The 25959-nt window shown below is 33.6% G+C and carries 27 protein-coding genes, 1 other RNA gene and 3 pseudogenes; 20 read left to right on the top strand and 11 right to left on the bottom strand.

The annotated features are described in order from the left end of the window. Nucleotides 1-145 precede the first annotated feature (145 nt). Nucleotides 146-538, bottom strand: coding sequence for a RidA family protein (locus FGL31_RS09950; RefSeq protein WP_232046569.1), 393 nt, complete (start codon nt 536-538; stop codon nt 146-148). Between the two features lie 301 nt (nt 539-839). Here FGL31_RS09950 and ssrA point away from each other — a divergent pair. Further along, nucleotides 840-1208: a transfer-messenger RNA gene (ssrA, locus tag FGL31_RS09945) on the top strand. A 382-nt stretch (nt 1209-1590) separates the two neighbouring features. On the opposite strand, the gene FGL31_RS09940 is transcribed toward ssrA, so the two are convergent. The 4 genes from FGL31_RS09940 to FGL31_RS09925 all read right to left on the bottom strand — a co-directional run bounded on the left by FGL31_RS09940 (nt 1591) and on the right by FGL31_RS09925 (nt 6461). Then, the gene (locus tag FGL31_RS09940) at nt 1591-1977 is read right to left on the bottom strand and encodes a hypothetical protein (protein WP_138091102.1); all 387 of its coding nucleotides are present in this window, start codon (nt 1975-1977) and stop codon (nt 1591-1593) included. A gap of 1 nt (nt 1978) precedes the next feature. After that, nucleotides 1979-3136, bottom strand: coding sequence for a hypothetical protein (locus FGL31_RS09935; RefSeq protein ID WP_138091099.1), 1158 nt, complete (start codon nt 3134-3136; stop codon nt 1979-1981). Between the two features lie 532 nt (nt 3137-3668). After that, nucleotides 3669-5888, bottom strand: coding sequence for an AAA family ATPase (locus tag FGL31_RS09930; protein ID WP_138091097.1), 2220 nt, complete (start codon nt 5886-5888; stop codon nt 3669-3671). A 138-nt stretch (nt 5889-6026) separates the two neighbouring features. Then, nucleotides 6027-6461: a hypothetical protein gene (locus FGL31_RS09925; RefSeq protein ID WP_138091094.1), complete on the bottom strand. Its 435-nt coding sequence runs from the start codon at nt 6459-6461 to the stop codon at nt 6027-6029. Nucleotides 6462-6836: 375 nt separating this feature from the next. Here FGL31_RS09925 and FGL31_RS22620 point away from each other — a divergent pair, with 375 nt between their 5' ends. The 5 genes from FGL31_RS22620 to FGL31_RS09905 all read left to right on the top strand — a co-directional run bounded on the left by FGL31_RS22620 (nt 6837) and on the right by FGL31_RS09905 (nt 11359). Beyond that, nucleotides 6837-6986, top strand: coding sequence for a hypothetical protein (locus FGL31_RS22620; RefSeq protein ID WP_171017609.1), 150 nt, complete (start codon nt 6837-6839; stop codon nt 6984-6986). 568 nt (nt 6987-7554) lie between these two features. Then, a complete protein-coding gene (locus FGL31_RS09920) occupies nt 7555-7986 on the top strand; it encodes a DinB family protein (RefSeq protein ID WP_138091091.1) in 432 nt (143 codons plus the stop codon). Between the two features lie 62 nt (nt 7987-8048). Then, nucleotides 8049-8354, top strand: coding sequence for an antibiotic biosynthesis monooxygenase family protein (locus tag FGL31_RS09915; protein WP_232046567.1), 306 nt, complete (start codon nt 8049-8051; stop codon nt 8352-8354). Nucleotides 8355-8529: 175 nt separating this feature from the next. After that, nucleotides 8530-10707: a S41 family peptidase gene (locus FGL31_RS09910; protein ID WP_138091088.1), complete on the top strand. Its 2178-nt coding sequence runs from the start codon at nt 8530-8532 to the stop codon at nt 10705-10707. A 250-nt stretch (nt 10708-10957) separates the two neighbouring features. Further along, on the top strand, nt 10958-11359 hold the full coding sequence (locus tag FGL31_RS09905; protein WP_138091085.1) for a DUF5367 domain-containing protein: 402 nt from the start codon (nt 10958-10960) through the stop codon (nt 11357-11359). Nucleotides 11360-11464: 105 nt separating this feature from the next. Here the strand turns inward: FGL31_RS09905 and FGL31_RS09900 are convergent, their stop codons facing one another. Next, the gene (locus FGL31_RS09900) at nt 11465-11647 is read right to left on the bottom strand and encodes a YciI family protein (RefSeq protein WP_171017608.1); all 183 of its coding nucleotides are present in this window, start codon (nt 11645-11647) and stop codon (nt 11465-11467) included. Between the two features lie 95 nt (nt 11648-11742). After that, nucleotides 11743-12459 carry a hypothetical protein gene (locus FGL31_RS09895; protein ID WP_138091079.1) on the bottom strand — a complete coding sequence of 239 codons (717 nt, stop codon included), beginning with the start codon at nt 12457-12459 and terminating at the stop codon, nt 11743-11745. Between the two features lie 134 nt (nt 12460-12593). On the opposite strand from FGL31_RS09895, the gene FGL31_RS09890 reads away from it, so the two are divergent. From FGL31_RS09890 to FGL31_RS09860, 14 genes and pseudogenes are all read left to right on the top strand, one after another. Continuing rightward, nucleotides 12594-13355 (top strand): NYN domain-containing protein, encoded by a 762-nt coding sequence (locus FGL31_RS09890; protein WP_138091076.1) that lies wholly within the window; start codon nt 12594-12596, stop codon nt 13353-13355. A 195-nt stretch (nt 13356-13550) separates the two neighbouring features. Then, nucleotides 13551-14054 (top strand): hypothetical protein, encoded by a 504-nt coding sequence (locus FGL31_RS23445; protein ID WP_197734187.1) that lies wholly within the window; start codon nt 13551-13553, stop codon nt 14052-14054. A gap of 1 nt (nt 14055) precedes the next feature. Further along, complete coding sequence (locus FGL31_RS29850; protein ID WP_394366188.1) at nt 14056-14316, top strand: glucuronyl esterase domain-containing protein; 261 nt, start codon at nt 14056-14058, stop codon at nt 14314-14316. A 124-nt stretch (nt 14317-14440) separates the two neighbouring features. Then, nucleotides 14441-14731 (top strand): glucuronyl esterase domain-containing protein, encoded by a 291-nt coding sequence (locus FGL31_RS23440; protein ID WP_197734186.1) that lies wholly within the window; start codon nt 14441-14443, stop codon nt 14729-14731. Between the two features lie 159 nt (nt 14732-14890). Further along, a complete protein-coding gene (locus FGL31_RS23435) occupies nt 14891-15049 on the top strand; it encodes a hypothetical protein (protein ID WP_197734185.1) in 159 nt (52 codons plus the stop codon). 107 nt (nt 15050-15156) lie between these two features. After that, nucleotides 15157-15294, top strand: a pseudogene (locus FGL31_RS27785) (pirin family protein); the annotation flags it as partial. Between the two features lie 54 nt (nt 15295-15348). Next, on the top strand, nt 15349-15915 hold the full coding sequence (locus FGL31_RS25300) for a pirin-like C-terminal cupin domain-containing protein (RefSeq protein WP_317131137.1): 567 nt from the start codon (nt 15349-15351) through the stop codon (nt 15913-15915). A gap of 177 nt (nt 15916-16092) precedes the next feature. After that, the gene (locus FGL31_RS09875; RefSeq protein ID WP_138091073.1) at nt 16093-16680 is read left to right on the top strand and encodes a hypothetical protein; all 588 of its coding nucleotides are present in this window, start codon (nt 16093-16095) and stop codon (nt 16678-16680) included. A 369-nt stretch (nt 16681-17049) separates the two neighbouring features. After that, nucleotides 17050-19290, top strand: coding sequence for a glucosylglycerol-phosphate synthase (ggpS, locus tag FGL31_RS09870; RefSeq protein ID WP_197734183.1), 2241 nt, complete (start codon nt 17050-17052; stop codon nt 19288-19290). 10 nt (nt 19291-19300) lie between these two features. Then, a pseudogene (locus tag FGL31_RS29845) lies at nt 19301-19474 on the top strand (mechanosensitive ion channel family protein); the annotation flags it as partial. A gap of 79 nt (nt 19475-19553) precedes the next feature. Further along, complete coding sequence (locus FGL31_RS23430) at nt 19554-19985, top strand: mechanosensitive ion channel family protein (RefSeq protein ID WP_197734182.1); 432 nt, start codon at nt 19554-19556, stop codon at nt 19983-19985. A 1-nt stretch (nt 19986) separates the two neighbouring features. Further along, nucleotides 19987-20145, top strand: a complete 159-nt coding sequence (locus tag FGL31_RS23425; protein WP_197734181.1) for a mechanosensitive ion channel family protein — start codon at nt 19987-19989, stop codon at nt 20143-20145. Nucleotides 20146-20369: 224 nt separating this feature from the next. Further along, nucleotides 20370-20531 (top strand): annotated as a pseudogene (locus FGL31_RS29840) (tetratricopeptide repeat protein); the annotation flags it as partial. Between the two features lie 27 nt (nt 20532-20558). After that, nucleotides 20559-21488: a YaiO family outer membrane beta-barrel protein gene (locus FGL31_RS09860; RefSeq protein WP_394366187.1), complete on the top strand. Its 930-nt coding sequence runs from the start codon at nt 20559-20561 to the stop codon at nt 21486-21488. Here the strand turns inward: FGL31_RS09860 and FGL31_RS27780 are convergent. Genes FGL31_RS27780 through FGL31_RS09840 form a run of 4 tightly spaced genes read right to left on the bottom strand, consistent with a single transcriptional unit; the run spans nt 21485 to nt 25956 of the window. Further along, the gene (locus FGL31_RS27780; RefSeq protein WP_138091067.1) at nt 21485-22045 is read right to left on the bottom strand and encodes a sulfatase-like hydrolase/transferase; all 561 of its coding nucleotides are present in this window, start codon (nt 22043-22045) and stop codon (nt 21485-21487) included. The genes FGL31_RS09860 and FGL31_RS27780 overlap by 4 nt on opposite strands. Nucleotides 22046-22077: 32 nt before the next feature. Next, nucleotides 22078-22848 (bottom strand): LTA synthase family protein, encoded by a 771-nt coding sequence (locus FGL31_RS27775; protein WP_138091064.1) that lies wholly within the window; start codon nt 22846-22848, stop codon nt 22078-22080. Between the two features lies 1 nt (nt 22849). Beyond that, nucleotides 22850-24892, bottom strand: a complete 2043-nt coding sequence (locus FGL31_RS09845) for a glycosyltransferase family 2 protein (protein ID WP_138091061.1) — start codon at nt 24890-24892, stop codon at nt 22850-22852. Continuing rightward, nucleotides 24889-25956: a hypothetical protein gene (locus FGL31_RS09840; RefSeq protein WP_232046566.1), complete on the bottom strand. Its 1068-nt coding sequence runs from the start codon at nt 25954-25956 to the stop codon at nt 24889-24891. The genes FGL31_RS09845 and FGL31_RS09840 overlap by 4 nt, the downstream gene beginning before the upstream one ends. Nucleotides 25957-25959 lie beyond the last annotated feature (3 nt).

Here is a 25959-nt window from a genome sequence, read left to right as displayed (position 1 = left end):
GCATTTCCATTTCCATTTGCCGACTGTTAAGAACGGGGATCAATTCTTCGCAGAATTATGTATTAGAACAGGTCAAAATTTTGACCTATCATCTTTTAAAACAGTAATATAGCAATTTTGTTTATATAATCCTATCCAAAAAGCACTATAATTTAGGTATTATAGCAGTTGCTTCAATTTCAATCAACAATTCAGGTCGGAACAGATTTTTAATTTCCACTAAAGTACTTGCCGGAGGGTGTTCCTGATTGATAAATTTATCCCGAACTAATCTTACCTCATCTATTCGTTCTAAATCTTTAATGAAATAGCCCAACTTTACAATATCCTTCATGGTACCACCATGCTGTTCCACCAATTCTTTTAGATTTGTAAAAACTTGTTCGGTTTGTTTTTCCATGCTGCCCTCTCCTATTACCTTACCATTTTTATCTATTGATACCTGTCCAGAAATGATAACCATCTTTGAGTTTTGAAGATCGACTTCAACGGATTTTGAATATCCGATATAAGTTTTCGGAGTATTAAAATGTACCATAGATCTAGATTTTTGAGCTGAGGAAATAAAGGGAATAAAAATAAAAACCAATGATAATACTTTAAATATGTATTTAAAATTTTGACTCTTTTTCATGAATTTATTAAAGTATTTTTAAAGATCTAGTTTAGAATTATAGCTAATTATACAAGAAATAAACGGTCAAAAGGAATTAATATTTTCTGTATTTGATTAATTGCCAGAAACATAGGTAAAAGCCATATTTATTTGGATTGGATTAAACTTTTTAAGGTTTTAGGAGTCCAATAAATTGATTACATTTGTAGCCCTACATAACATGGGGGTCGACCGGAATTGACAGGATAGCGATGGTTATGTAAGCATGCAGTGCATTGTTAGTCTAGCACTTTAATCTGAACTTTCAACTTTTCAAATGGCGAAGAAAACTACGCCTTAGCTGCTTAATTTAGAATTAAGATTTAGCTTTTGTCTCGTCAAGTTCTGTTCTACAGCTTGACATCAGAGGCACCGAACAGTAGAACTGGTCCTTGCGACGTTGCTAAACAAGGATAAGATCCAGCAAATACGGATAAAGGTATAGGTAAGCGACTCACCTTCCCTCTCCCGACAACCAAAGAGAAGCTAAGCATGTAGAAAGCGTAAATCATACTATGTTTGGACGAGGGTTCGAATCCCTCCGGCTCCACAAAAATTAAAGCTCAACGAAAGTTGAGCTTTTTTTGTGGGCCGAGGGGTTCGAACTTGCGATGGGCGGGTTCGACCCGTAGGGGTTTCAGGGTATGAGTGCGGGAATTGAGGGCTGAAACAATCCCTCCGGTTCAATGTCATAAAGTTAAGGGAATTTAGCAAACACGCCACACCTACGGCGTTTGTGTTTGTCGCGATTTTCATTTCTATAGATATTACATGCCTACGGCATTTAAGAGATATTTCATGCCTACGGCATTTTACCCCGATGGGGCTTTTGGGGGTGTATGACCTTATTTTTTTCCTAACTTAATGACATTGCCATCCGGCCCCACAAATATTAAAGCTCAACTTTCGTTGAGCTTTTATGGCTTTTATTGCTATTAAAACTGTTGGTATTTCCCCCCTTTAATTTCACGATTTTGATATTGCTTAGAACTTACAATTTCATCCCAATCTATATATTTATAATTTATAGATTGGGTCAAATAATAATTCCAACGCCAAAAACAAAGTGGGTTAATTTTATATAATCTAAATAATTCACTATCCTTTTTATCTTGATTTGTTTCTTTAACAAAGAGATCAAATGCTAAATCTGTTAAACCAGGATCTTTAAATCCAAATCTGTCTATACAAGTAAAGGTTCCATTTAAATTTGAATATTTAAAAGAATTATTATCCGTATGATAAAGTATAAAATTATTTAATATCGGAGCATTTATTAGTATTAACAGAATGCCTATCAAGAACAAGATCTTTTTTTTCATTTTAATTACATCTATTTTTTGGAACAAGTCCTATACCTATTTTTACATTAGTATTTCCATTAGCAGACATTAGTTCAAGAGTTCTATAAACTTGTGATGGATTATCATAAGGTGCAAGAAAATTTCGAGAAGCTGTTAAAGTTAGTAACGAATTTGAATCCATACCACTATTAAATACATTTAGAGCATAATGTGTACAATTGTTATGTTCTAAATTATAATTATCTTTAGCCAATCTAACAGAAGTACTCAATACATTTTTAAATGAACTATTAGAAATTGATTTAGTATATTGAATGTCACTTCTTCTAAATAAATTTTCTCCATCATCTCCAATAGCTGAAGTTTCATCATATTCTATGGTAGCCTTAAAACTATTTTTTGGATAAAATCCAAAAAATAATCTTGAAATATTTGTGCCATTTACTTTTTCCAAAGTAATAAAAGCATGTCCCACAGAATTCCCTTCTATAACATCAATTGGGCTTTTGGGATTAGCTAATTCTGAATGAATAGTTATTCTATATTTTGTATTAGCATTATCAGGAACATTATTAAAGCATTCTAATCTTTTTTGGAGATTTTCAATTGAAACTTCTGGGTCCAGTACAATCACAGTTTCTGAACCTTGCGAATTACTTCCGCCTTCCCCGTGACCAGGTTCTGGAATTGTGGGAAGAGTCGGATAGCTCGGGTTATTCACCCATTTACAGATAGTCTCATATTTTGTTTCACACATGTCAGGAGCATCTGGTTCAGTTGGGTGCCCCACACAAGTAGTTCCAATGGCTACAACTTCACAATTGTATTTTGCCGCTGCTTTATTTGGATTTTTATTAGCTCTCAAATAATCCTTAGCTTTGGCTTTTGAAAGTAGGACTCCATCTCTTACCCTAATTATTTCTGGGTTTCCTTTAAAATAATCCTCAAAAACGATATTCCCATTATAGGAACTCCTTATTTCACTTTCTTCTTGAAATAAAGTCATCATTTGGAATTTGTATTTTTCCTTATTTCTGGTAACCTGAAGCCATGTCTTATTCTTTAAAAGTGGATTCCCATCAGCTGTTGTGACCCCCTTGGGCAATTCTAATTCGATGGGAAAATATAAGGTATCATTAATAATTTGCTCTGAATTCCAATCTATGACTCTGTTCAATGATTGTCTGAAATTTTTATTTATTGGAATTGTTGATGACTTTTACTTTTCTAAATTAAAATATTGTTGTATTTCTTGCAAAGAATCTCTTTCTTCAGATAAAGATAAATTCTGTTTCTGACAGCCGAAGATTGCAAATGTTAACAAGCTTACTAAAAATAATTTAAGTTTTGGCATTATATTCCTTTCCATAAGATAATTAATTGGTCACTTAAGTGATAAATATAAATGTTTTTTAAGTACCGTCCTAAATAAATATTTGGTTCATAAAAATCACTTTCCGCGTGTATTTTCCTGCAGATTTTGTGTCTAATTCTTGAAAGCATCCTCCCGATTCGTTTTAGAACAGGATAAACTGCCCTGAATTTGCGCTGGGCGTGTTCGACCCTAAGGGGTTTCAAGGTGTGAGTGCGGGAATCGCGGGACTGAAACAATCCCTCCGGATACACGAAAATAATTGTAAATCAGTAATTTAAAAGTTTTACTCCCTAAATTACACCTGATTATTTTGTGTGTTTTATTTGTCAAAAAGTTATTTTATCATTTTTTTGTAGTGATTTTCATAACCTGCTATTTTAAATAATTCTGCAAAAGCGTCTTTGAAGTCTGTATAGTTGAACTCTTTGAAGTCAAAAATGTTCTGTCCTAACGAGTGGGATTCACGATTTATATACCTATAAAACGCCTGAAATCTATTACTGTTTAATGGTTCCTGTAAGAAAAAGTTGTTTAAGTCTTTCTTTTCAACAAAGTTGAAAAAATACTCAATAATATTTCTCATACAATTGGCTATCAATGCAGGGTGTTGTGTATTGTCTTTAATTATAAACCAATATGCTTGATAATCATTTTGAATTTCTTCATAGCTCATAGAAACAAACGAACTTCCATTATCATTTTTTGAAAGACGAATAAGATTTTGTGTTGCTTTTCTCTCATCGTGTTTCGTTTCGGTAATTTCATAGAAGAAATACAAGCTATGCGTTAAGATAAACACTTGCTCATATTTATATTTCCACTCAATAATTTTTTCTCCTGTTTCTTTGTCCTTTTTTGTTTCTTTCTTTCCAAAAAATTCATTTTTGATTAGTCTACCAACATTGAATACATAAATATGTGATAGACTTGAAATTGGGTCATCAATGACAATAATTTTCTTTTTCCCTGTTTCAGTTGCTTCTTTCTTACCTCTGCATAATTCAAGAAAATAGAGAAAGCTGATGATCATTTTTTCTCCCTCACTCAAAGAGCGAAAAATTCTTTCTTCATTTTCTCCTCGTACTATCTTATAAAGATTTTCAGAATACTTTTTGATTTTAAAATCTGTAATTCCCAAATCAATCAAGCCGTTGTTTATATTCGTAACCGCTTCTTCAATATTTACAGTTTGTTTTTGCTGTTCCGAAATAATTAAGATCTGATCCGAAATTTTTGTAGAATAATCATTAACAGAAGCACTTAATGTATCTGTTTTACTTTTTGATGTTGCATTGTCGGCATTAATAGAGCTAATAGTTTGGTCATAATCCCAACGCATTAATTCCCAAAAAGTATTTTTGATTTTTGATTTTACACTCGCTTTTTGGTCTATATTTTTGTTGTGTTCCACAACAAGCAAATTGATTTTTTGAATTACCTCGTTTAATTCTTCAAGTGCTTTTGTAGAACTTTTGAGAGTTACAGAAACGCTTGGTGTTTTTATTTTATCGTCAATCAGTTTTTTATTATCCTCAACTACTTTAGAAAAAACGTTGTATTTAATCTCAAAATCTTTCTTGTGTGTTTCAAATTTTGGATTTGCTTCAAATGCAGCTTTATTAGGAATTGATTGAATTGCTTGTGAATATTCTTCTAAAAATGCTTTTAGAGAAATTATGTCTGATTCATAGGAAGCATCAAAATAGTTTTTGATGCTTTCCATCAATTCATTTGAAATAGTTTTTTCCTGACAAAACGGACAAGTAAAATTTTCCTGGGTTTGTTCCTGAGGTAAATATTGTAAACCTGCTTTAACCCAATCAGAATTAGCAAGTTGTTTGATTAGCTGTGAAACTGTGCTGTTTTCATTCCCTACAATTTGTTTGCTAAATAATGTTTCTGCTTCTATACTTTGCGAAGCAAAAGTAATTGGCGGTAACGTAGAAAACTTTTGAGCATTGTCACCTGAAATTGATTGTAAATCGGTTTTTAAGTCTTCAATGCTTTTTGTTGGTTTGGCAGTTGGTTTTGCTAATCCAACAATGTGATTAAACAGGTTGTCTTTTGAACTTTTAAGACCTTCTAAACAAAATTCAAGTACCCTGTCGCCACCGCTATAATCTGTTTTTATTTTCCAAACCGCATTTTTAGCGGTTTCCTGCTTTTGATTTATGGACGAAGTTTCCGTTTCAAGTTCTGCGCTTTTAATTGTTTTCTCGTCTTCAAGTTTTTCAATTTCTTTTAAAGCATTAGCAATCTTTGTTTCTGCTTCTTTGTTTTCTTTTGAAAGCGTGAAAATTCCTTTCAAGTTTTCTGGTTCAAAAAAGTTTTCCAGAATGAAAGTTTGATTATAAACAAGTATTTCGTGATTGTCGTCCAATCCTTCAACCGAACAATTTTTAAATCTGTCGTCTGCTCGTTGATGTAAATAATTTGATAACGTACTTTTTCCGGTACCGTTTAAACCATATATAAGATTTATCTTTTTGTCTGTTATTAAAGCTGTTTGGTTTTTGTAGCTTGCTACATTATTTAGGTTAATTTTGGTTATCATAGGTTTGTAAAGTTTTTTCGTAAAGTTTTGGTAATATTTTGAACCTTTAATTTAGTCTAACACAATTTTTTAATCTCTGTGTCAAAACACTTATAAATGAGAAATCCGTTTTTTAATACGAATTCAATAGAAAATTCTCTATCTCCTTCTTGGTGCACTTCTTGTATGAGGCTTAACATAGGTGCCATTTTTTCTGTAATATCCCTTAACATGCACGGTACCTCCAGAAGTAGTTGAAGGATTAAATGTTTTTACTTTCGCTTTGTTTATTGAATCTGTAGTAGATGTAATTTGTTTATATTCATTTGATGAATATGTTTTATATGAAGGTCTGTAAACATATCCAACTTTTCCTTTATATTTTATTTTTCTAAATCCTTTTCTAGATTTATCAAGAATCATATAGATTGGTTCTCCTGCTGTGACAATTTCTTCCAGCCTACTATTTAAATCTGATTTTAGATAAATAGCAGCATCTTCTGTAATTGTTACTGTGTAGTAATTTTCAGTAGTATGAATTCTACATGATGAAAATATTATAATTATCAATGAAATAAATAAAAAATGTTTCATAATGTTTATTGATAATAATTGATTTTTAATTCTTGGGCCACAAGCGATGGCACAAATTTTTACTAATCTAAAAATTATTTTAGCAAAAATATAATCCTCCCTATCTTTCTAAAAGCTATTTTCATGCGTTCCAAACTATTTAAAGTGGGAAAATCGGATAGTGTTTGTTTATCAGTGAGCAAAACGGCAAAGGGAAGGTGGATTTGTCCTACAAGATTGGACACACATTTTTTAAATTTTTGAAGGCGATTTGAATTGATAAAAGGCCTGCCAAAGTAATGGTTTAATTTTTCAACTAATTAATGATTTTTCTATGCGCCGCTTATTTTTCCATTATTATTTTTTAAATTAACATTATCAACAAGCTACATTAATATGTCATTACTAGAATCTATAAACGTTGGAATCGGCGGCACAGGTGGGCAAATTATCAAATCTCAAGAGACATTCTTTAGAGAGAAACAATATCTTTTAGATAGAGAAACTGATTTTCGCTATGGATTTGATGATTTGGCTGGGATCTAGAGAAATATTTATTGCAAGAAAAATTTTCCTACCTATTTCAGTAAAGAATATCCTTATATACTTTTCCTTGGACTTGGTTGTAAAATCGGCTCGTACATTATCACAGAGATACTTGACCATATGGTTTTGAACAATATTTAATATAAATGTTTTTGTTTTTTACCCTTACAATTTTGGACCGAAATCACGTATAGCAATTGCTGATGAAACAATTATTAGACTAAAGGAATTCAATGACGTTACCATTCTGGACATGTACGAAATGAAAATGCGATATTCCACTTTAAGCCTGGCATCACCTTTTAGGATTCCAAATGAGATTTTAGTACAGGAGTATTTAGTTTAGATTAGATTAGAGTAGTATAAAAATGGGCATGAACTTAATCAAGGATTTTAGTACATACTCTTTAGATGGAGTTTCAGAGGGACAAGGATTTCATGTACACGCGAAATTAAAACATCAATTATTAAATAAAACCAACACGCTAAAGTTTATCGTCACACCCGAACCAAAATCGCATGGAGAACAAATTGATTTATAAAGTTTTTATTCATTAACATATTAAACATGATAGAAGAAGCTATTCAATCTTTGGAAAAATATATAGTTCAATTTCCTGAATTGTTACGAAGTATGAAATATTCAGATTTTGAACATAAATCTGCTGTCGATAAATGGAGCAAGAAAGAAATTTTAGGTCATCTCATAGATAGTGCAATCAATAATTTGACGAGGTTTATAGTCGCTCAGCACCAAGAGAACCCAGTAATTCAATACGATCAAGTAGAATGGTGTAAAAGCAACCATCACCAAATAGCAGAATTAAATCATCTTATTTCTTTATGGGAAAGTCTTAATCGTCAGTTATTATTCATATGGAGTAAACTAACCGTTAAAATACTATCTAGAAAATGTAACGGTTACACATTAGAGTATTTGGTGCACGATTACGTTTCGCATTTCGAACATCATTTGAAGCAAATTAGTAGCGAAAAATAATCCACAATTTTAGTATTTATAAGAATATTTTTTACATTGATTGACGGTATTGAATGCCATTTATGAAAAATGAACACACGATGATTTTAGAAGTTGCTATTTTAAATGTGAAGCCAGGTAGAACGGAAAAGTTTGAGAATGATTTTCAAATTGCTAGTCAATATATCTCATCTATCGAAGGATATGTAAAGCACTCTTTAAAGAAATGTGTAGAAATTGACAATCAGTATATTTTATTGGTGGAATGGGTCTCTGTCGAAGCACATGAAGTTGGATTCCGTCAGTCACCACAATACCAGAAATGGAAAGCTTTGCTACACAGCTATTATGATCCTTTTCCGCAGGTTTTACACTACGAAGATCTATAGATATAAGCTGATAGATTATTGGCCTTTCTGACTTACACAAATCTCTCCAAACCACCACTCATATCAAAAACCAATCAGCTTTGTTAAAAACTATAAATAAACTGGGTGCATTTGCTTGTTTATCAAAAAATTAAGATTTTGAACTATGTTTTAAATAACTGCCAATTTTTTAATTATGATAAATAGATCCATTCCCTTAATTGTCATTGTCTTTATATTATACTTTCATTTTCCTGGAAAGGCCCAGCAGAACAAAGAAGAGATTGATAGGTTAACAGCTTTTGCTAAAATAGCTGGTGCTATTCGATATTTTTCTCCTACCGACATGGTGGACAGCATATTGTTGTCACCAGGTTGGGATGCCGTTATGGTAAGGGGTGTTCAGTTAAGTCGAGGTGCAAAAACAGAAAAAGAATTTGCAGATTCTATCGTAAAATTTTTCCTTCCTTTGGAGCCATCCTTAAAAGTTACTTATGGAAAACAACATCTAACATCTCCCCCACCTAAGGAGGTTAAAAATCTAGTTGTCAGCAAACAGCATCGAGGATTAGATCTTTATTCAAACTCAAACAGCATTTACAAAAGCATCAGGTTAAATAGAAGATCTTGGTTATCTGATTTATGGCTTAACTATTATAGATTATTAAACATACGAATTCCTGAAGGCCTTGAAGGAAAACCTTTTAAAATTAAATTTTCATATTCTTCAGAAAAATCAAGATTAATTCAAACATTTCAAAACCATAAATTAAAAGCTGATCACCATTTGAGCGAAGAAAAAGGATTTTTCTATTTCACGGACAGCATTCCTGAACATGCAAAAAATTTGGGGATAGATTTAGGAATAATGGATGATACAGGAAATTTCGATATTTCTACGGACAGCATTATCATATCAGACCGAAGTTTTAGTATAAAAGAACTGACCGAAAAAGAATATAAAGATCAGCCACAATATACTATGCGTCTTATTGAAAATGATCAAAAATTATTTGAGGAGGAGAACCAAATTGGAGATTCTTTATCGCTTCATCTTTCCAATAATTTAAGTATCAGTTTTCCATTGGCTGTGTTTGCGGATGAAAAACATACATATCCTAGACCTATTTCAAGTTTTGTGGATGGTCCCTATTTTAAAAAATTACCCTTTCCCTTGATGAATCCGGAAAACCTAAAGGATCTCAACACCCGAATAGCAAATGTTATAAGTATTTGGAATATTTTTCAAATTGCCTACGTATATAATACCTTATCAGATAAAGAGGCTGAAGACTTACTAAGAAATACTTTAGCAGAAGTAATTGCCTCCGATAATCAATTGGAATATGATCTCAGTCTTCGAAAGATGCTGCATGCCTACCAAGATGCCCATATCTTTTTCAACAATCCATTAACTGATCATTTATATACACATACAGTTCCGATTACCATTATCCATATTGATGGAAATTACTACATCCAAAATATCCATAATGAAAGTCTAAAAGGTCAGCTCAACATCGGAGATCAACTTTTTAGTATTGATGCTCAGTCTATTCCTGAATTATGTAAAACCCAAAAATATTTTGGATCTGGCTCAAAAGCTAACTTGATTGTTCGAGCAGGAGAATTCAATTTATTATATGGACAGGAAAATTCTGTGGCCAAATTGATTTTTAAAGATTCGAAAACAAAGAAACAGAAATCTGTAGAATCTGTAAGAAACTATCAACAAAAAGATAGATTTATTTATACATCCTTCTTAGATCGGACAGATAACAGACTGTTGAATGATAGCACCTATTATTTCAATTATTCAAGCAATCCTGTGAATGATACGTTATTGAATTATATTGATGATCCTGAGATGCATATTATTTTTGATCTTCGAGGTTATCTAAATAGAGACGTAGAAGAAAAAAATTTAATATCGAAACTTGTTCGAGACACCTTAGTTTCTGACCATTTTTTATATTATCATATTCTTTCACCCAATAATAAAAAATTTGAGGTTGTAAAGGATTATCTTGTTCCTGCCAACAATCATCCTAAAGCAAAGTTTTATTTTCTTGCTTCCGAATCAACCCAAAGTGCCCCTGAGAGTATTTTGGATATGGTAAAATTTGGTAAGATTGGACCAATCATTGGAAAACCTACAGCTGGAGCGAATGGAAATATTAATACTTTAATACTTCCCGGAGGTATTCAAATAACTTTTTCAGGATTAAAAGTTGTTAATTCAGATGGTAGCCAACATCACCTTATTGGTGTTAAGCCTGATGTTGAGGTTGGATATACATTAGAAGATGTTAAGACCGGTAATGATCCATTTATTGAAAAAGCCTTAGAAATGATTTCGAAAGGAATGTACTAGTAGATATTGGGTTACTAGTTATGTTTTCTTGAGTTGCTGTCAGAACTATTCGTACCTATTAAAAATATATGGAAAGTCCAAAATCAATAAACAAGAAGCTTTAAGTTAGCTCGTTCAATGACACAAATCCAGTAATTTATAAAAGAGGAAAACTTCTCATAGAACAAATGTCTTTACCTTTCGTTTTTACTAGAGAAAAACAAGAAATATCAGTGATAATTTAGGGTTTGTTCAAATTCATAAAACTTACATGGAAAATTCAAAGATATCAGACGACAACTACATCAAATTCAGCTTAGCAGTAGGCTTCTTAGTCTGGCTGTTTGCCAGCATTATATTTAGGTTTTTTGGTCAGTACTTTTTTATAACTGACAATCCTTATGTAATGCTTGGCTTGTATATTTTGTTGATTCCTGCTATGGCGATAATCGCTAATTGGGTTTTCAAACGATTCTCTTTAAATAAGCTTGAAAGTATAAAATCCGCTGTATTAATGGTGATTACAGGAATGATCTTAGACACTGTATGTATTCATTTCTTTGAATTTTTCTTTCCGAATATGGATGAAAAAGATGGTAGGTACTTTGGATCCTGGTTAATGTTTGCTTATTCAATTGTTTTGATGACAGGGCTTTTGAGAAAGCCAAACTAACGAATCATATTATAACCTGATTTAAAAATATTGACTTCTTTATTTAAAAACTTTTACGAAAAAATAGTTTCCTTTCCCACAAGAAAAGGAAACTATTTTATCATTCTACCTAAGTTTCAATGCTTCTCTTACTTCAACACTAGTTCCTTTTTCATTAAGTAATGGACAGCCTTCAGCAAGTTTTACCGCATCATCAATATTTTCTGCACTCACTACTATATAACCATTGATTGATTCATTATTTACTGAATAAGGCTTCTCCTCTACCACATTATTTGGTCTCCACACTCTATGTTGTTCTTTCCTATTTTTTCTAATAATAATTCATCGACACTGGTTCAATTTCCATGTTATTATTATCATTTAGAGTTTTTAAGATATTATTAAAAGATACTGCCAATTTTGGAGAAATTTTCGACATTATAGTCTCCGACTGATGGTAGATTGTCTGCCAACATATCACCTTGGAGCGGAAATCCAACGGACATTAATTCATAGGTAGCTGAGATATTTCCCAGTTCCACATTTGCAGCTATTACGGAGAGTTTATCCACGTCTAGTCTAGATCTTAATGATTTGATATGAATCATACATCTTAATCCTATTCCAAATTTTGAACGCTGTCCTTCGCAAGGAAAGGTACTGTATCTTGCAAATTCTTGGATTAATAGCATTTCATTTCTTCCAATTGTGCCGGTAAATCCAAAGGCTTGAGCTTGAGCATTCATTGTGCTGTTGAATTTGAAGACTTTTATGTTTGAACCTTGCCTTAATTGACGGATTCTGGAAGGGAGATTACAGTTGTCAATATTTTCTTCGACGACTTCCATAATTGCATTTTCAGGATTGTTGACTTTTAATTCCCCGACCAACTTCACGCTGTCCAATGACACGGCTGGAAATTCATTAAAGTTTAACAATGTTTGAGATAAATCCTCTTCAGCAGCTGTCGATTCATCCATGGGAAATGAAGCTGCAGAATCCAACACTACATCTTCATCAGAGTTGGCGGTGCTGTCTACGGTTGTTGATTCAGTTGCATTTCTGCAGCCCATTAATAACAGTGTGGCTATTAACAGGTTAGTTAATAAAATTTTCATAATATATTAATAATTAGGTTGTTTATTCTACTAAATCTCTGAAAATATTAAAGCTGATAAAATACCTAGGTTTAGGTATTTTAATAAAACAATATCTTATTTTTACTGTTAAGCCGATAACAAGAATTAATCAAATGCAAGACCTCAAATTAGCGGTACTAATTGATGCGGACAATATTCCCTCCTCGCATATTCAGGAAATGTTGGAAGAGATTTCCAAGAATGGAACTCCTACTATTAAACGGATTTATGGCGACTGGACCAAACCAAATCTAACAGGTTGGAAAAATGTTTTGTTGGAAAATGCGATTACTCCGATTCAGCAATACAGTTATACCACTGGCAAGAATTCTTCGGACAGTGCTTTGATCATCGATGCTATGGACATTTTATATTCGGAGAAGGTCAATGGGTTCTGTATAGTTTCCAGTGATAGTGATTTCACTCGTTTATCTACTCGTTTACGGGAGGCAGGAATGTTGGTCATTGGAATTGGTGAAAAGAAAACACCTCAACCATTTATCGCTTCCTGCAACAAATTCATTTATATAGAGATTCTAAAAACTGAAGAAAAAGCAACTGCTGCAAAGTCCCAGGAAAAACCTGAAGCAAAAAGTAAACCCCAGCCTGCCACCAAAGCGTTGGATAAAGTGGATAGAAAAACGACTAAACTTATCCTTCAAAGCGTAGACGAACTTTCTGATGAATCTGGTTGGACGTTCTTAGGTTCTCTTGGCAGTTATATCAACAAGAAAAGGCCTGATTTTGACCCTCGTAATTACGGCTTTACCAAACTGTATGATCTTATCAAGTATATGGACAAATTTGAAATCGACGAAAGAGATTCGGGTGGCTATAAACACGTCAAGCATATCTATATCCGTAGTTTGGAATAATCGATACATTCTAATCAATTGATTTCTATTTATCTTGGAGTCTCCAAAATCCAAGAAAAATCTGTATATTAACATTTAACAGATAACCTATTCCTACACCTTAAATTATGGAGAAGATGAAATCAAACTTAATCTTTTCAATTATATTTTTTCTTTCATTTCAAATTTGTTATGGTCAGCAGAACGTGAACTACGATGAGTCCTTGGTTTCCTAAATATTCACTACCTAATGTTTTGGTTTCCAATTCAGGAGAAACTATCAATAATAGACGAAAATGGGAGACAATTCGACGACCTGAAATACTTGAAATATTCAGTTCTCAAATGTATGGCAGAACTCCCACAGAGGAAATTCCAGTAACTTATGAATTACTGACTGAGAACAAAGGTGCACTGGATGGAAAAGCAACTTTACGCCAGGTAAAAATGACTTTCTCCAAAAATGGAAAAGCTGTCAATGCGCTTTTATTATTAATGTTACCTAATCATGTCAAAGGAAAAGTTCCAATATTTGTCGGCTATAATTTTAAAGGAAATCACAGTACTTTGAATGACTCCAGCATAATATATAGCGATAACTTCAAATTGGTTCGGGATTCTACCCATCAAGATTGGATTAGAGGTGTCCAATCTGGCCGTTGGGATTATGAACAGATTATCAAGCGGGGTTATGGCGTAGCAACTATGTGTTACCAATGATATTTTTCCTGATAAAGAAGGGTTCAAAGATCAGAGCATCGCAGCTTTATTTTCGGATTATGAAGATAGTCAAGATCTCGGTGACAATTGGGAGGCGATTGGCGCATGGGCATGGGGATCATCACGGATCGTTGATTATCTGCAAACATTGCCTGAAATTGATATAAAAAAGATTGCTCTATTGGGACATTCCCGTCAAGGGAAGGCTGCATTATGGGCTGGGGCACTAGATCCAAGGTTTCAGCTTGGTCATTTCCAATAATTCTGGTGAAGGGGGTGCTGCGCTCTCTAAAAGAGAATTTGGCGAAACAATCGCAATTGTCAGCAGTATCAAACCTGCTTGGGTTTGCCAAAAACTATAATGCCTATCATCATAAGGAAAAGGAATGCCATTTGATCAACATATGCTATTGGCATTGATTGCACCTAGACCTTTATATGTTGCTAGTGCAGAGGAAGATCGCTGGGCAGATCCAAAAGGGGAATATCTAGCGGCTTATCATGCTAGCCCAGTTTATGCTTTATATAAGAAAAAAGGCTTTAATAGTGATACAGCACCGGAGGTTCATAAGCCAATTTATCATGACATTGGTTATCATATTCGTGCCGGGATACATGACGTAAATGCATACGATTGGTACTGTTACCTCAATTTTACTGACAAACACTTCAAATAATTTTTTATTGGAGCAAGAGGAGAATTTTCTAGATAGCTATTCATTTCATTTAAACGAAACGTTACTCCAAGGTAACTAGGTTACCAATAGGTAACTCACTGACAAATAAACACTTTTGGTGTGCCATTTGTTCATATAGAATAAATTAAAAACAAAGCTATGAAAATAAAAAATATAACTAAAGTTGTAGGTCCGATGCCTATTAGAGATCCATATATCTTAGGTGCTTACCATTATGATCAATATCCAAAAGGCAATGGTAAAATGGGTCCTGACCCAGCATTGTTGGCGGGGAAAAATTTAGGTAATGATTTTTGACCGTGAAGCAAAATGGCGTATGTATCATGGAGAGACCATTCCAGGTTTCCCACACCACCCCCACCGCGGATTCGAGATTGTTACTATTGTAGAAGGAAGGATTTGCGGATCATTTTGACTCCAAAGGTTCTAAAGGACGTTACGGAAATGGTGATGTACAATTGATGAGTGCAGGATCAGGAGTATTGCATGGAGAGATGTTTCCAATGCTTGATGATGAGAATGACAATCCATTCCGTTTGTTTCAGATCTGGTTGAACTTGCCTGCGGCAAATAAATTCACTGAGCCAGACTATAAAATGTTATGGAATGAAAAGATTCCTAGAGGATCATTCCAAGATGAAAATGGAAAGAATATCAATTTGAAAGTTATTTTGGGAGAGTACTATGGCGTAAAGGCACAAGAACCGTTAAAAAATTCTTGGGCTATTGATCCAAAACATCATGTTGGGATTGCTTTAGTTGAAATGGAACCAGGAGCGATATTTAAATTGAATGCAGTATCAAAAACATTGAATAGGTTTGTATTTTTCTATGATGGAACATCGACGATATCTGTAGAAGATTATAAAATGCAAGAAAGATTCATTGCAGATTTGGCAGGAGATGAAGAAATCGTGATTACAAATGGTGATAAAAAAGCTAAGATCTTAATTTTGGAAGGGGAACCTATAAATGAGCCTGTTTTTGCATACGGACCATTTGTAATGAGTTCAGAAAAAGAATTGCAAGAGGCATTTAATGATTACAGAAGAACCCAATTTGGAGGATGGCCATGGGGTGAAAAAGAATCAGATTTGGTCAATCCTAAAGATTCGGGCAGATTTGCAAGTTATAATTTCGATAAAGAAATAGATAGACCTTAATAGTCTCTCGAAATTCTAAAATAAAAATGGGGTAAATTATTCAATTTGCCCCATTTTTATTTTTAAACCTCCTATTATTAGGTATTTTAAATCAGAATAATCATAAAATATATTTTTCCACGTTTTAGATAATATCTAACACTAACAATAAATCTTATCAAATCAAAAAATCATTTTATGAAAAGAAATCCGTTTAATTTAGTTTGGCAAACTCTGATCCTTTCACTATTAGTCATTGGATCGACCTCATGTTCAAAAGATAATGATAATGATGATCCTAAGGTGGAGGTGAATAATGAATTAACCTATAAGGGGCAAACCTATGACCTTAATATTGGTGCCTTCAATGATTATGGTTTTGAAGATGGCTATAGCAATATTGAATTCAGTATTTTCCACTTGGTCTCTGAAAGTGACCCTATTATTCCTGTTTTTTTATATTTAGATTTATACTCGACCAATCAAGATATTGAAAGCGGAACTTACCGGTTTTCTGATGGCGAAACCGATGTGGATGGCAATACATTTAGCGACAGTTATTTGGTGAGAAACTATTATTGGCAAGAAGATAAAGGTGATGAAGTTGCAACAATTGCTGGTGGCACAGTAAAATTGTCAAGGGATGGTGAAAACTTCAAGTTTGAATTCGATTTAGTCACTGACAAAAATGAAAAAATCCAAGGAAGCTATGGTGGAAAATTTGAAGACATAACTGGACAGATTAGTGCGAAAAGAATTGGTTTACCTAATATAAAGACGAGATAATTACTAAAAATAGACTATATATTAGAAAAGGAGATTGAATGATTCAGTCTCCTTTTTTATGTTTGGAACAGGCTAAATTTTCCAAATAACATACTAAAACTTGCTTATTAGTTTAATTTTTCGTATCTTTGCAACTCAGAAAATAACGAATTAGCAAAAGAATAACCTGTTTTTTTGCTAGGAAATCCACATAATTTGAAAGATAAAAGTGTTGTAGGCGGTGGAAGTTGGGCTACTGTTATCGTAATTATTAACCTCCATTTACCCATCTTAAATACAGCATATCGTTTTTTGTTAATCATATCTGTGGAGACAGAATTTATACTATTAGAAAGGAGCTTAAAAGAATGCTATTGGCAACAGATTTAGATGGAACATTTTTTAGGTGGAAAAATGGAAGATCGTCTAAACTTATATAAAACGATAAAAAAGAATAAAGACATTAAGTTGGTATTTGTAACTGGTAGAGGTTTAGAATCAGTCATTCCTTTACTGAACGATCCAATAATACCTACTCCAGATTATATAATTGCGGATGTAGGTTCTACTTTGGTGAATGGAAGAACCTTGGAATCTATTGAACCGATTCAGGGTGAAATTGAAGCCAAATGGCCTTCAGTTTATATAATTCAACATGCCTTGGCTGATATTACCACATTACAATATCAAGATGTACCGCAGCAGAGACGGTGTTCATATTACTATAATGGCGATACTGACTTGAACCAAGTAAAAGATATTGCAGAAAGATTCGGTTGCGATGTGATTACATCTGTCGATAAGTATTTGGATCTACTTCCTAAAGATGTAAATAAAGGGAGTACATTATTAAAACTTACGGATTATCTCCATATATCACCTGAAGAGGTTTTAGTTGCTGGTGATACCTTGAATGATCTTAGCTTATATGGAGTTGGTTTTCATGGGGTAGCAGTTGGAGGTTCTGAGATTGGTTTAGTGAATGAACTGAAAGATAATCCAAAGGCTTACTTAGCAGAGTCGAAAGGTGCTGGTGGAATCTTGGAATGTATCATGCAAAACCCTTTGTTCAAGAAATTCATCGATCAAGAAAAGGAAAGAATTATTCCTAAATCTAGTACATCAAAGAATCAATTGGTTATGGTCTATCATAGACTACCCTTCGAGCGGACTGAGGTCAATGGTGAGATTATTAGGAGCAAGCCTAAAAGTCCGAATGGGATTATACCTTCATTATTGGGATTATTTGAAAAAGGGAGATCGGGCATTTGGATTGGCGAGGAGGTATATCAGGAAGGAAAGGAACCCTATAAAAATGAAATGGTTGATGTGGAAAGATATCCAAATTTGATGGCAGCGACCATTTCCTTGAGCAAAAAAGATATTGATCAATTTTACAGGGTATTTTCCAAGGAAGCATTTTGGCCTACTATTTTTTCATTTGTTGAAAAGGCGAAGTTCAATTATGATGATTGGGAACATTATTTAAAAATCAATCGAATTTTCGCGGAGCGCATTGCTCAGGAAGCTGATGAGGGCGCTTTAGTGTGGATTCATGAATATAATCTATGGATGGTTCCAGCTTTTCTAAAGCCCTTAAGACCAGATCTTAAAATTGGGTTCTTTCATCATACAGCCTTCCCTGCTGCAGATATCTTTAACATTCTGCCCTGGCGTAGAGAAATTATTGGCAGTCTGTTATTATGCGATTTTATAAGTTTTCATATTCCGAGATACGTTGAGAACTTTATTGATGTATTGCGAAGTCATACTCCATTCAAAGTTTTGAAAAAAGTATCTGTTGCCAAGCAGTTTTTGACTTATAGCAGTGCCTTGGGAGTGGAACAAATGACCAAATTAATTGAGGTTGATGGCAGAAAAATCCGTCTAGGTGCACAACCAGTAGGCATAAATTTTCATCTGATCGAGAAAATCCTTCAAAAGAAAGAAATTCAGGAGAAGATTTCACATTTCAAGGAAGATAAAGAAAGGCGTGGTGTAAAGAGAATCGTTTCTATTGAAAGGCTTGATTATGTCAAAGGACCGCTGGAAAAGATTAAGGCCTTTGGTGCTTTTTTGAAGGAATATCCAGAATATAGAGGAAAGGTGGAGTTGGTCAATGTTTGTACTCCCCCTTCTCAGGGCATGAAAATTTACGATCAGATCCAGGATAAAGTAAATCAGGCAATTGGCGAAATCAATGGCAAATATGCTACGATGGATTGGACACCAATTCAATATTTCTTCCAAGCGTTGCCATTTGAGGATGTCATAATTCAATATGCAGTTAGTGATATTGCATGGATTACGCCTTTAAGGGATGGTTTGAACCTAGTAGCCAAAGAATATGTTGCCACCCAAGGTCTTTTGAATGGGAATGGTGTTTTGGTTCTGTCAGAATTTGCTGGTGCATCAGTAGAACTCCCCTACTCGATTTTTACGAATCCTTATGACCGTGTGAACATGGTTTCGTCCTTATTGAAAGCATTGGTCATTGATCCGGATGAAGCCAGTATTCGTTTAAAAAGATCATTAGAACAAATAAAACATTACGACATCCACTATTGGGGTACAGACTTTGTTAAAGAACTAGAAAAATCACAAGAAAAAGTAACTATTAATAATAAATAATTGAATCATTATGCAAGGACCAGATTTAAACGGGATAGAGAGTAAATTAGAGAAATTCATAGATAGTGCAATTGCCTATGCTCCGATTTTTATAAGTTCATTGATTTCAGCAATGTTAGTCTTATTCATTGGTTTATGGTTGATTAAACTATTGAGAAAGCTACTGGACAAGATTTTCATGAAAAGGGACGTTGATCCAAGTATCAGAACTTTTGTTGGGAATTTAGTGAATGTGATTTTAAAGGTCATTTTGTTTATTGTAGTTGTCAGTCAACTCGGGGTACAAAACGTCTACTTTTATCGCAATCATTGGTGCTGCTGGTTTAGCGATTGGTATGTCGTTGCAAGGTTCACTTTCGAATTTTGCTGGAGGAGTATTGATTCTATTATTTAAACCATTTCGGGTTGGCGATTATATATCATCATCTTCGGGAGTGGACGGTACGGTAAAAGTTATTGATATATTCAACACCAAATTGGTAACTCCCCAGAATCAATTAGTTATTATTCCTAATGGGGAGCTTTCCAACAGTAACATCACAAACTACACAGAATTAGGCACACGCAGAACTTGGTTTGATATTGGCGTTGGATATGATACCGATCTAAAGAAGGCGAAATCCTTACTGTTAGATACGGTTTCAAAAAATGAATTTGCATTCAAGGATCCTGCACCTGACGTGGTAGTAAACTAGTTTGGGAGATAGTGCTATCAACTTATCTGTTCGAGTTACAACTTCCAATGAAAATTTCTGGGCAATGCAGGAACAACTGATCATTCAATGTAAAGAAGATTTGGACAAGGCTGGAATCGAAATTCCTTTTCCGCAACAGGATATCCATATCAGAAAATAAAAACGTGTTTTAACAGATAAAATTCCTAAGTATTGTTTTAAATTGATGAAAACAGCTTACCTTTGAGGCCTGTAGCATCTATCTACTTATGAATTTAAAATCTACACTACTATTTGGTTTAACATTTTTGTTTACCCTTCACAGTCTTGTTCTATTCTCAAAGGAATCGACCTTAAACATCAGATGAGCTTTTTCAAAATGCCCGCAAGGAAGCTTTTGAAAACAAGAACTACCCAGTGGCAGTAGATTTAGTGAAATCAGCTTTGAAAAAAAGTCCTGATTATACTGATCTCAGTGTCTTTTTAGGAAGATTGTATACATGGATGGACAAGCCAGATTCTGCTAGAATAGTATTTAAGCAACTTGAATTGAAAGATGTTAGAGACGCTGATTTTTATTTAGCATATGGTTCGATGGAATACTGGGAAGACAACAATACTGAGGCTGCAAGAATAGTGAATAAAGGTTTGACCGTTGACCAAAACTCGTTGGACTTATTGATATTGAAGGCCAAAGTTCAAAATGTCAATAAAGATTTCAATGGTTCTAAGACTACACTCGATAGAATTTTGGAAATTGACCCTCAGCATACAGAGGCTCGAAAGCTTCTCATTAGAATAAGGGACCAGGTTTCTATGAATGAGATAGGTATTAATTATAATTGGCTGTATTTTGACAAACAATTTGAAGACAATTGGCATATTGCCGGTTTGAGTTATAAGAGAGGTACTTCGGTAGGATCTTTTATTTTCAGGACAAACTTCGCTAATAAGTTTGGCAGAAACGGAACTCAATTTGAATTAGAGGCCTATCCACGTCTATCAAGAATGTTTTATATGTATTTAGGTGCGGGGTATTCCAATAGCGATGGCATATTTCCAAAATTCAGATCTGGAGCATCCTTATATGCTAATTTACCTGCAAGCTTTGAAGCTGAAATTGGATTTAGACAATTGAAGTTCAGTGAGAATGTTTGGATGTATACGGCATCTGTCGGAAAATATTATAAGAATTTCTGGTTTAATGCTCGAACGTACCTTACTCCTGGTGAAAATAATATATCACATTCATACACAGGAACAGTTAGGTATTATACAAAAGGATCGGACGACTATTTAGGATTTATATTGGGTACAGGTATCAGTCCTGAAGAAAATCGCGAAAACCTTTTTGAAGGTACTCCTTATAAGATGAAAACATTTAAAACTGGGCTTGATTATAATTTTACTATCAAATCAAAGAATATATTTTCAATAACAGGAACGTATTACAACGTAGAATATAAACCTGAAATCAAGGATAATCAATTTGATTTAAGTATTGGATATAGAAGAAGATTTTAGTTATTGAAAAAATTCTGATATACACTATCGGGGATTAAGACTGGTTTAGAATTAAACTGTCTATTTATACTTTTGAATAGATCAAATTTTTCAAATATATTTCTGGCTTCACCTTGATTTTTTAACGGTTCTTCATCTAATTTTGCACCAATTTGGAAAGCTGATTCATCATTGATGTGGATATTACCAGACACAAAATCTATTAATTGGGATTTACTTTGCATGATTGGAATTCCAATAGGATTTTTCTTCGCACCTATATTCAATCCCTTTCCTATCCAATTTACTTTTGCTGGAACTTTTAAGTTATAGTTTTCTTTATAATAAGCCAATATGGTTGGAGTAATATCAAAGTGGCTTACGATATTATCGAATTTTTTCTTGGTTTTTAATAGAGGTGAATAGACAATTAATGGAACATGATATCGATCTATCTTACTCTCTAATGGAATTTCTGGCATACTATGGTCACCGGTAATTATAAAAATCGTTTCATTAAAGTCAGACCTTTTGCGATATTTTTGAAAAAATTCTTCTATGGCATGATCAACATTCATAATAGAGATCAGTTGCTTTTGATTATTTAATATTAATTCCGCTGCGACTTATTTAACTTCATTGTTTTGACTCTTCTATCAAAAATATCCGCAAATTTAGCTTCATCATTAATCAAAAAAGGATTGTGACTGGATAATGTCAGGGCGATATTAAAATAAGGTTTGGAATCAGACCCGCCTAAACCAATTAATTTATCCATTACGGCTTGGTCTTCAAATCCCCAACTTTCACCATTCACTTTTGGCAGTTTTCTATAATTACTGTCAAATGAACTTTGATCAATTATTTCATCAATACCGCTTTCCTGCAAATATTTTTTCATAAAATCGAAATCAGCATTTCCGCCATACACAAATCCCGTATTGAAATTATTTTTTGCTAGGACATTGATTAAATTAAAATGATTTGGATAAGAAGGAAGTTCTAAAAATCCTGAATTTCCGAATGGCAAAGAGCCCAATACAGTAGGCAATACGGCGAATGTTCTACCGGATGAACTCAAATTATTTTCCCAAACCAAAGAGCTATCCTTTAGATTACTTAAGAAAGGTGTAAAATCTCCAATATATCCTTTAGGATTACTGTATGCATCTACTAACCCTTCAACTATTATTAATACCAAATTTGGTACTTTGCCGCTTTTATTGAAGTATTGACCTAATATATCCTCGGTTTTATTTTCAAAAAGAAATGGATATTCATCAGACAAACCACCAAAGGAAATATTGGTCTGATTTTCAAAAATTTTATCTGAATAATCATCTATTAAGGATTCTAGATTACTAGAGATAAAAAATCCCAACTTACTTTTTTCCGCAGTTTCTAAAAGATCGTTTTTTTGAGCCGAATTTCAGCTCTCCATAACTCGACAAAAACACTACAGCTAATAAAGATAGTGTCAGAAATGATACGGCAGTTTTAATGTTTCCTATATATTTTGAGCTAAACTTTTTTATCAAATAGTATATACTAAAAAACCCTAAACATAGCATGAGAATATTCACCCAATTCAAAACTCCACTGGCCTTTAAAATATTATTCAACTCTTCCCATGAATAATAAAACAAATCATTTCCCAATAGATTTCGGGATTCTGTAAAATAAAACGCCAAGACTATTTGAAGAATGAGAAATATAGCAGCTAAAAATCTAACAAGGAACTTTGCAAAAACTTGATTAATTATTGATACTAAAGAATACAGAAGGAAGAATAATAGCAGATAGCTTATGCCGTATAAGAAGTTATTGCATACCAAAGCAATCAGGGAGCCTATACCTTGAAACTGATCAATATTTTGATTATAAACAAACCATTCAATTATACTTATTGCAAATAAGATTATAAGATATATTGATGCAATTGGGCTGAAATCATTTAATAGTAATTTGCATCTTCTAATAAGAGTTTCTTTAATTGTTTCATCTGTTTGTTGGTCAAACCCTTTGCGTTGCATATCCCCCCAAGCATGGTTTTTACCAAAATAATCTTTCATTCCTTTAATGCCTGCCCAAGTAACTATAGGATGGAAATAAAAAGGTTCTATTACAGCTGTAATAATAAGTTTGGTTAAGTCTTTGCGTTTAGTATATACCTGATGACTTACTAAATCGACGCATATAGCATAGGTAGAATACAGAACACTTGAAAATAACACCAATGCCAATAAAGCGAAGAAAAACTGCCAATTTAACAATCCCAAAAGAACAAAAATCCAGAAGATTATATAACCGGAAAATTCAACTAGAGGTCCTAAAAATTCAAAGAAAAACCAATAGGGCAAACTGATCATTCCTAATTTTCCATATTTAGGATTAAACATCAGTTTTCTGTGTTTCCAGAGGGTTTCCATTGTACCGCGCATCCATCGATTTCTTTGTTTTTTCAAGATTTCGTTATCTTCGGGTACCTCGGTCCAACATAAAGGATCAGGTATGGTTATAACACGGTGTGGAATTTTATGCTCGACCATATACCTTCTCATTCTAACTACGAGTTCCATATCCTCTCCTACTGTTTTGGGATCATATCCTCCTGCTTCTAATACTATCTCTTTGTCAAAGGCTCCAAAAGCTCCAGAAATCAGTATCAAACCGCTCGCCCTTGACCATGCCATTCGGCCCAAAACAAATGCTCTGATATATTCCAATGCCTGGCTCCTTCCCAACCAAGATTTTGGAAGATTGACCTCTGTTATTTTCCCATTTTCAACTCTACAGTTATTGGCCAAACGAATAGCTCCGCCACATGCTATCAGGCGTTTATCGGTCTGTTCCATAAACGGTTTGGCCAATTTCAGAATGGCATCCTGTTCAATAATGCAATCTACATCAATGCAAACAATATAATCGCTCTTCGAAATGTTGATTCCAACATTGAGTGCATCAGCTTTACCACCGTTGACCTTGTCTACTATTATAAGCTTTTTAAATGCGGGATTTTTACTTTTATAAACATTCCGAACTTCCTTAGTCGGAAGATTTCCTGGAATAATGTAGGAAACTTTTTCTAACTGATATGCCTCAATAAGACGATCAATAGTATCGTCCTTAGAGCCATCATTAACAATGATTATTTCTAGTTTATGATAATATATGGATAGTAATGACCTAACATTCTCAACTATTGTTTTACCTTCATTATATGCCGGAGCTATCAAACTGAAACTTGGAGCATTTGGATTTGAAGCAATAATGGAATAATCCGTATAGATATTACCATGTTTGTACCGCAATACAGCACCATAGGAGAATAAGGCTATCCAGCTATATACGCCAAATATTCCGGCCGAATAAATTAAATATAGCCAGATAATTATTTCATATATTTTGAGTACTACTTCGTTCATAACCTAGTTTGCAATGCGTGGTTAAGAACTAATAAAGTTGGGTCAGCATGATCCAAGTTACGGCTTAGTCCGATTAAATAGTTTTCTTCTCCGAGTAAAGATAGGGCTTCTGCAGCGTGGACCTTTATCTGTTTTATTGGATGATATTCTAATTGGGATTTCAAAAAGTCTATTTGATCTAGCGCTCTATTTTTTCCTAATCCTTTAATAATTTCTATTTGAGTTTTTTCTGCAAATTTTTGGAAATTATTAACTAATAGACTTGTGGTTTCACCAGATTCAATGGTAAATAGAGTTTTGACAGTCTCGGTTTGAACCTGTATAATAACATTTTCCAGGAATGCTATCAATTCATCATGAATTTCAAAAACTTGAAATTTTCGGAGGAGTTTTAGAGCAAACAATTTTGTGCTGACATTCCCTGAATACAGCCACGATTTAATATTTACATTTGCTCCAATTGGCAATGATTTAATTGAATTTAATAATCGAAGCTGCTGCCAATCTGATATCAAAATCGACGTATTATTCAAGAAAGCTAATCCTTCAAAACCTAAGAAATGAACCAATGAGTATTGAACTTCTCGAATTACTAAATTACTATGATGATTCAACTTTGTTTTGATTTCTGGGAGGGCATCCATAACATTCATAATGGTAAGGGCTTGTATACCTCTTGCGATCAGATAAGATTGATTACTTCTTAAAAGCACATATGCTTCTTTATCCAAATTATAAGTGTAGAAAACAGATTTAAGGACAGCTGCTGCAGCTCCAGAAAATTTTCTTTCCGATCCAATTAATTGGCTTAGAAAGAATCTCCTGAAACTTTCTCTTTTACATAATGAAATTAATTCTTCAGAGATTGAAATATCATTGGGTTTACCATCAACAATTACCTCCATGAGATATTTGTCTATTTTATCCTTCCAAACCTGACGATTTGCTTCTGTTTTGTATTTCTTAAAACTGTAAATCAATAATATTAGGATAAACAAAAATACGAGAATCAAAACAAGTTGGATTCCTAATGTTAATTCATGAAGAGTCAACATTCTTTCCATGTT

The sequence above is a fragment of the Sphingobacterium daejeonense genome (assembly GCF_901472535.1).
In the GTDB taxonomy this organism is placed as follows: Bacteria; Bacteroidota; Bacteroidia; order Sphingobacteriales; family Sphingobacteriaceae; genus Sphingobacterium; species Sphingobacterium daejeonense.
Note: the sequence above shows the minus strand (reverse complement) of the source record. Positions and strands in the feature narration are given on the sequence as shown.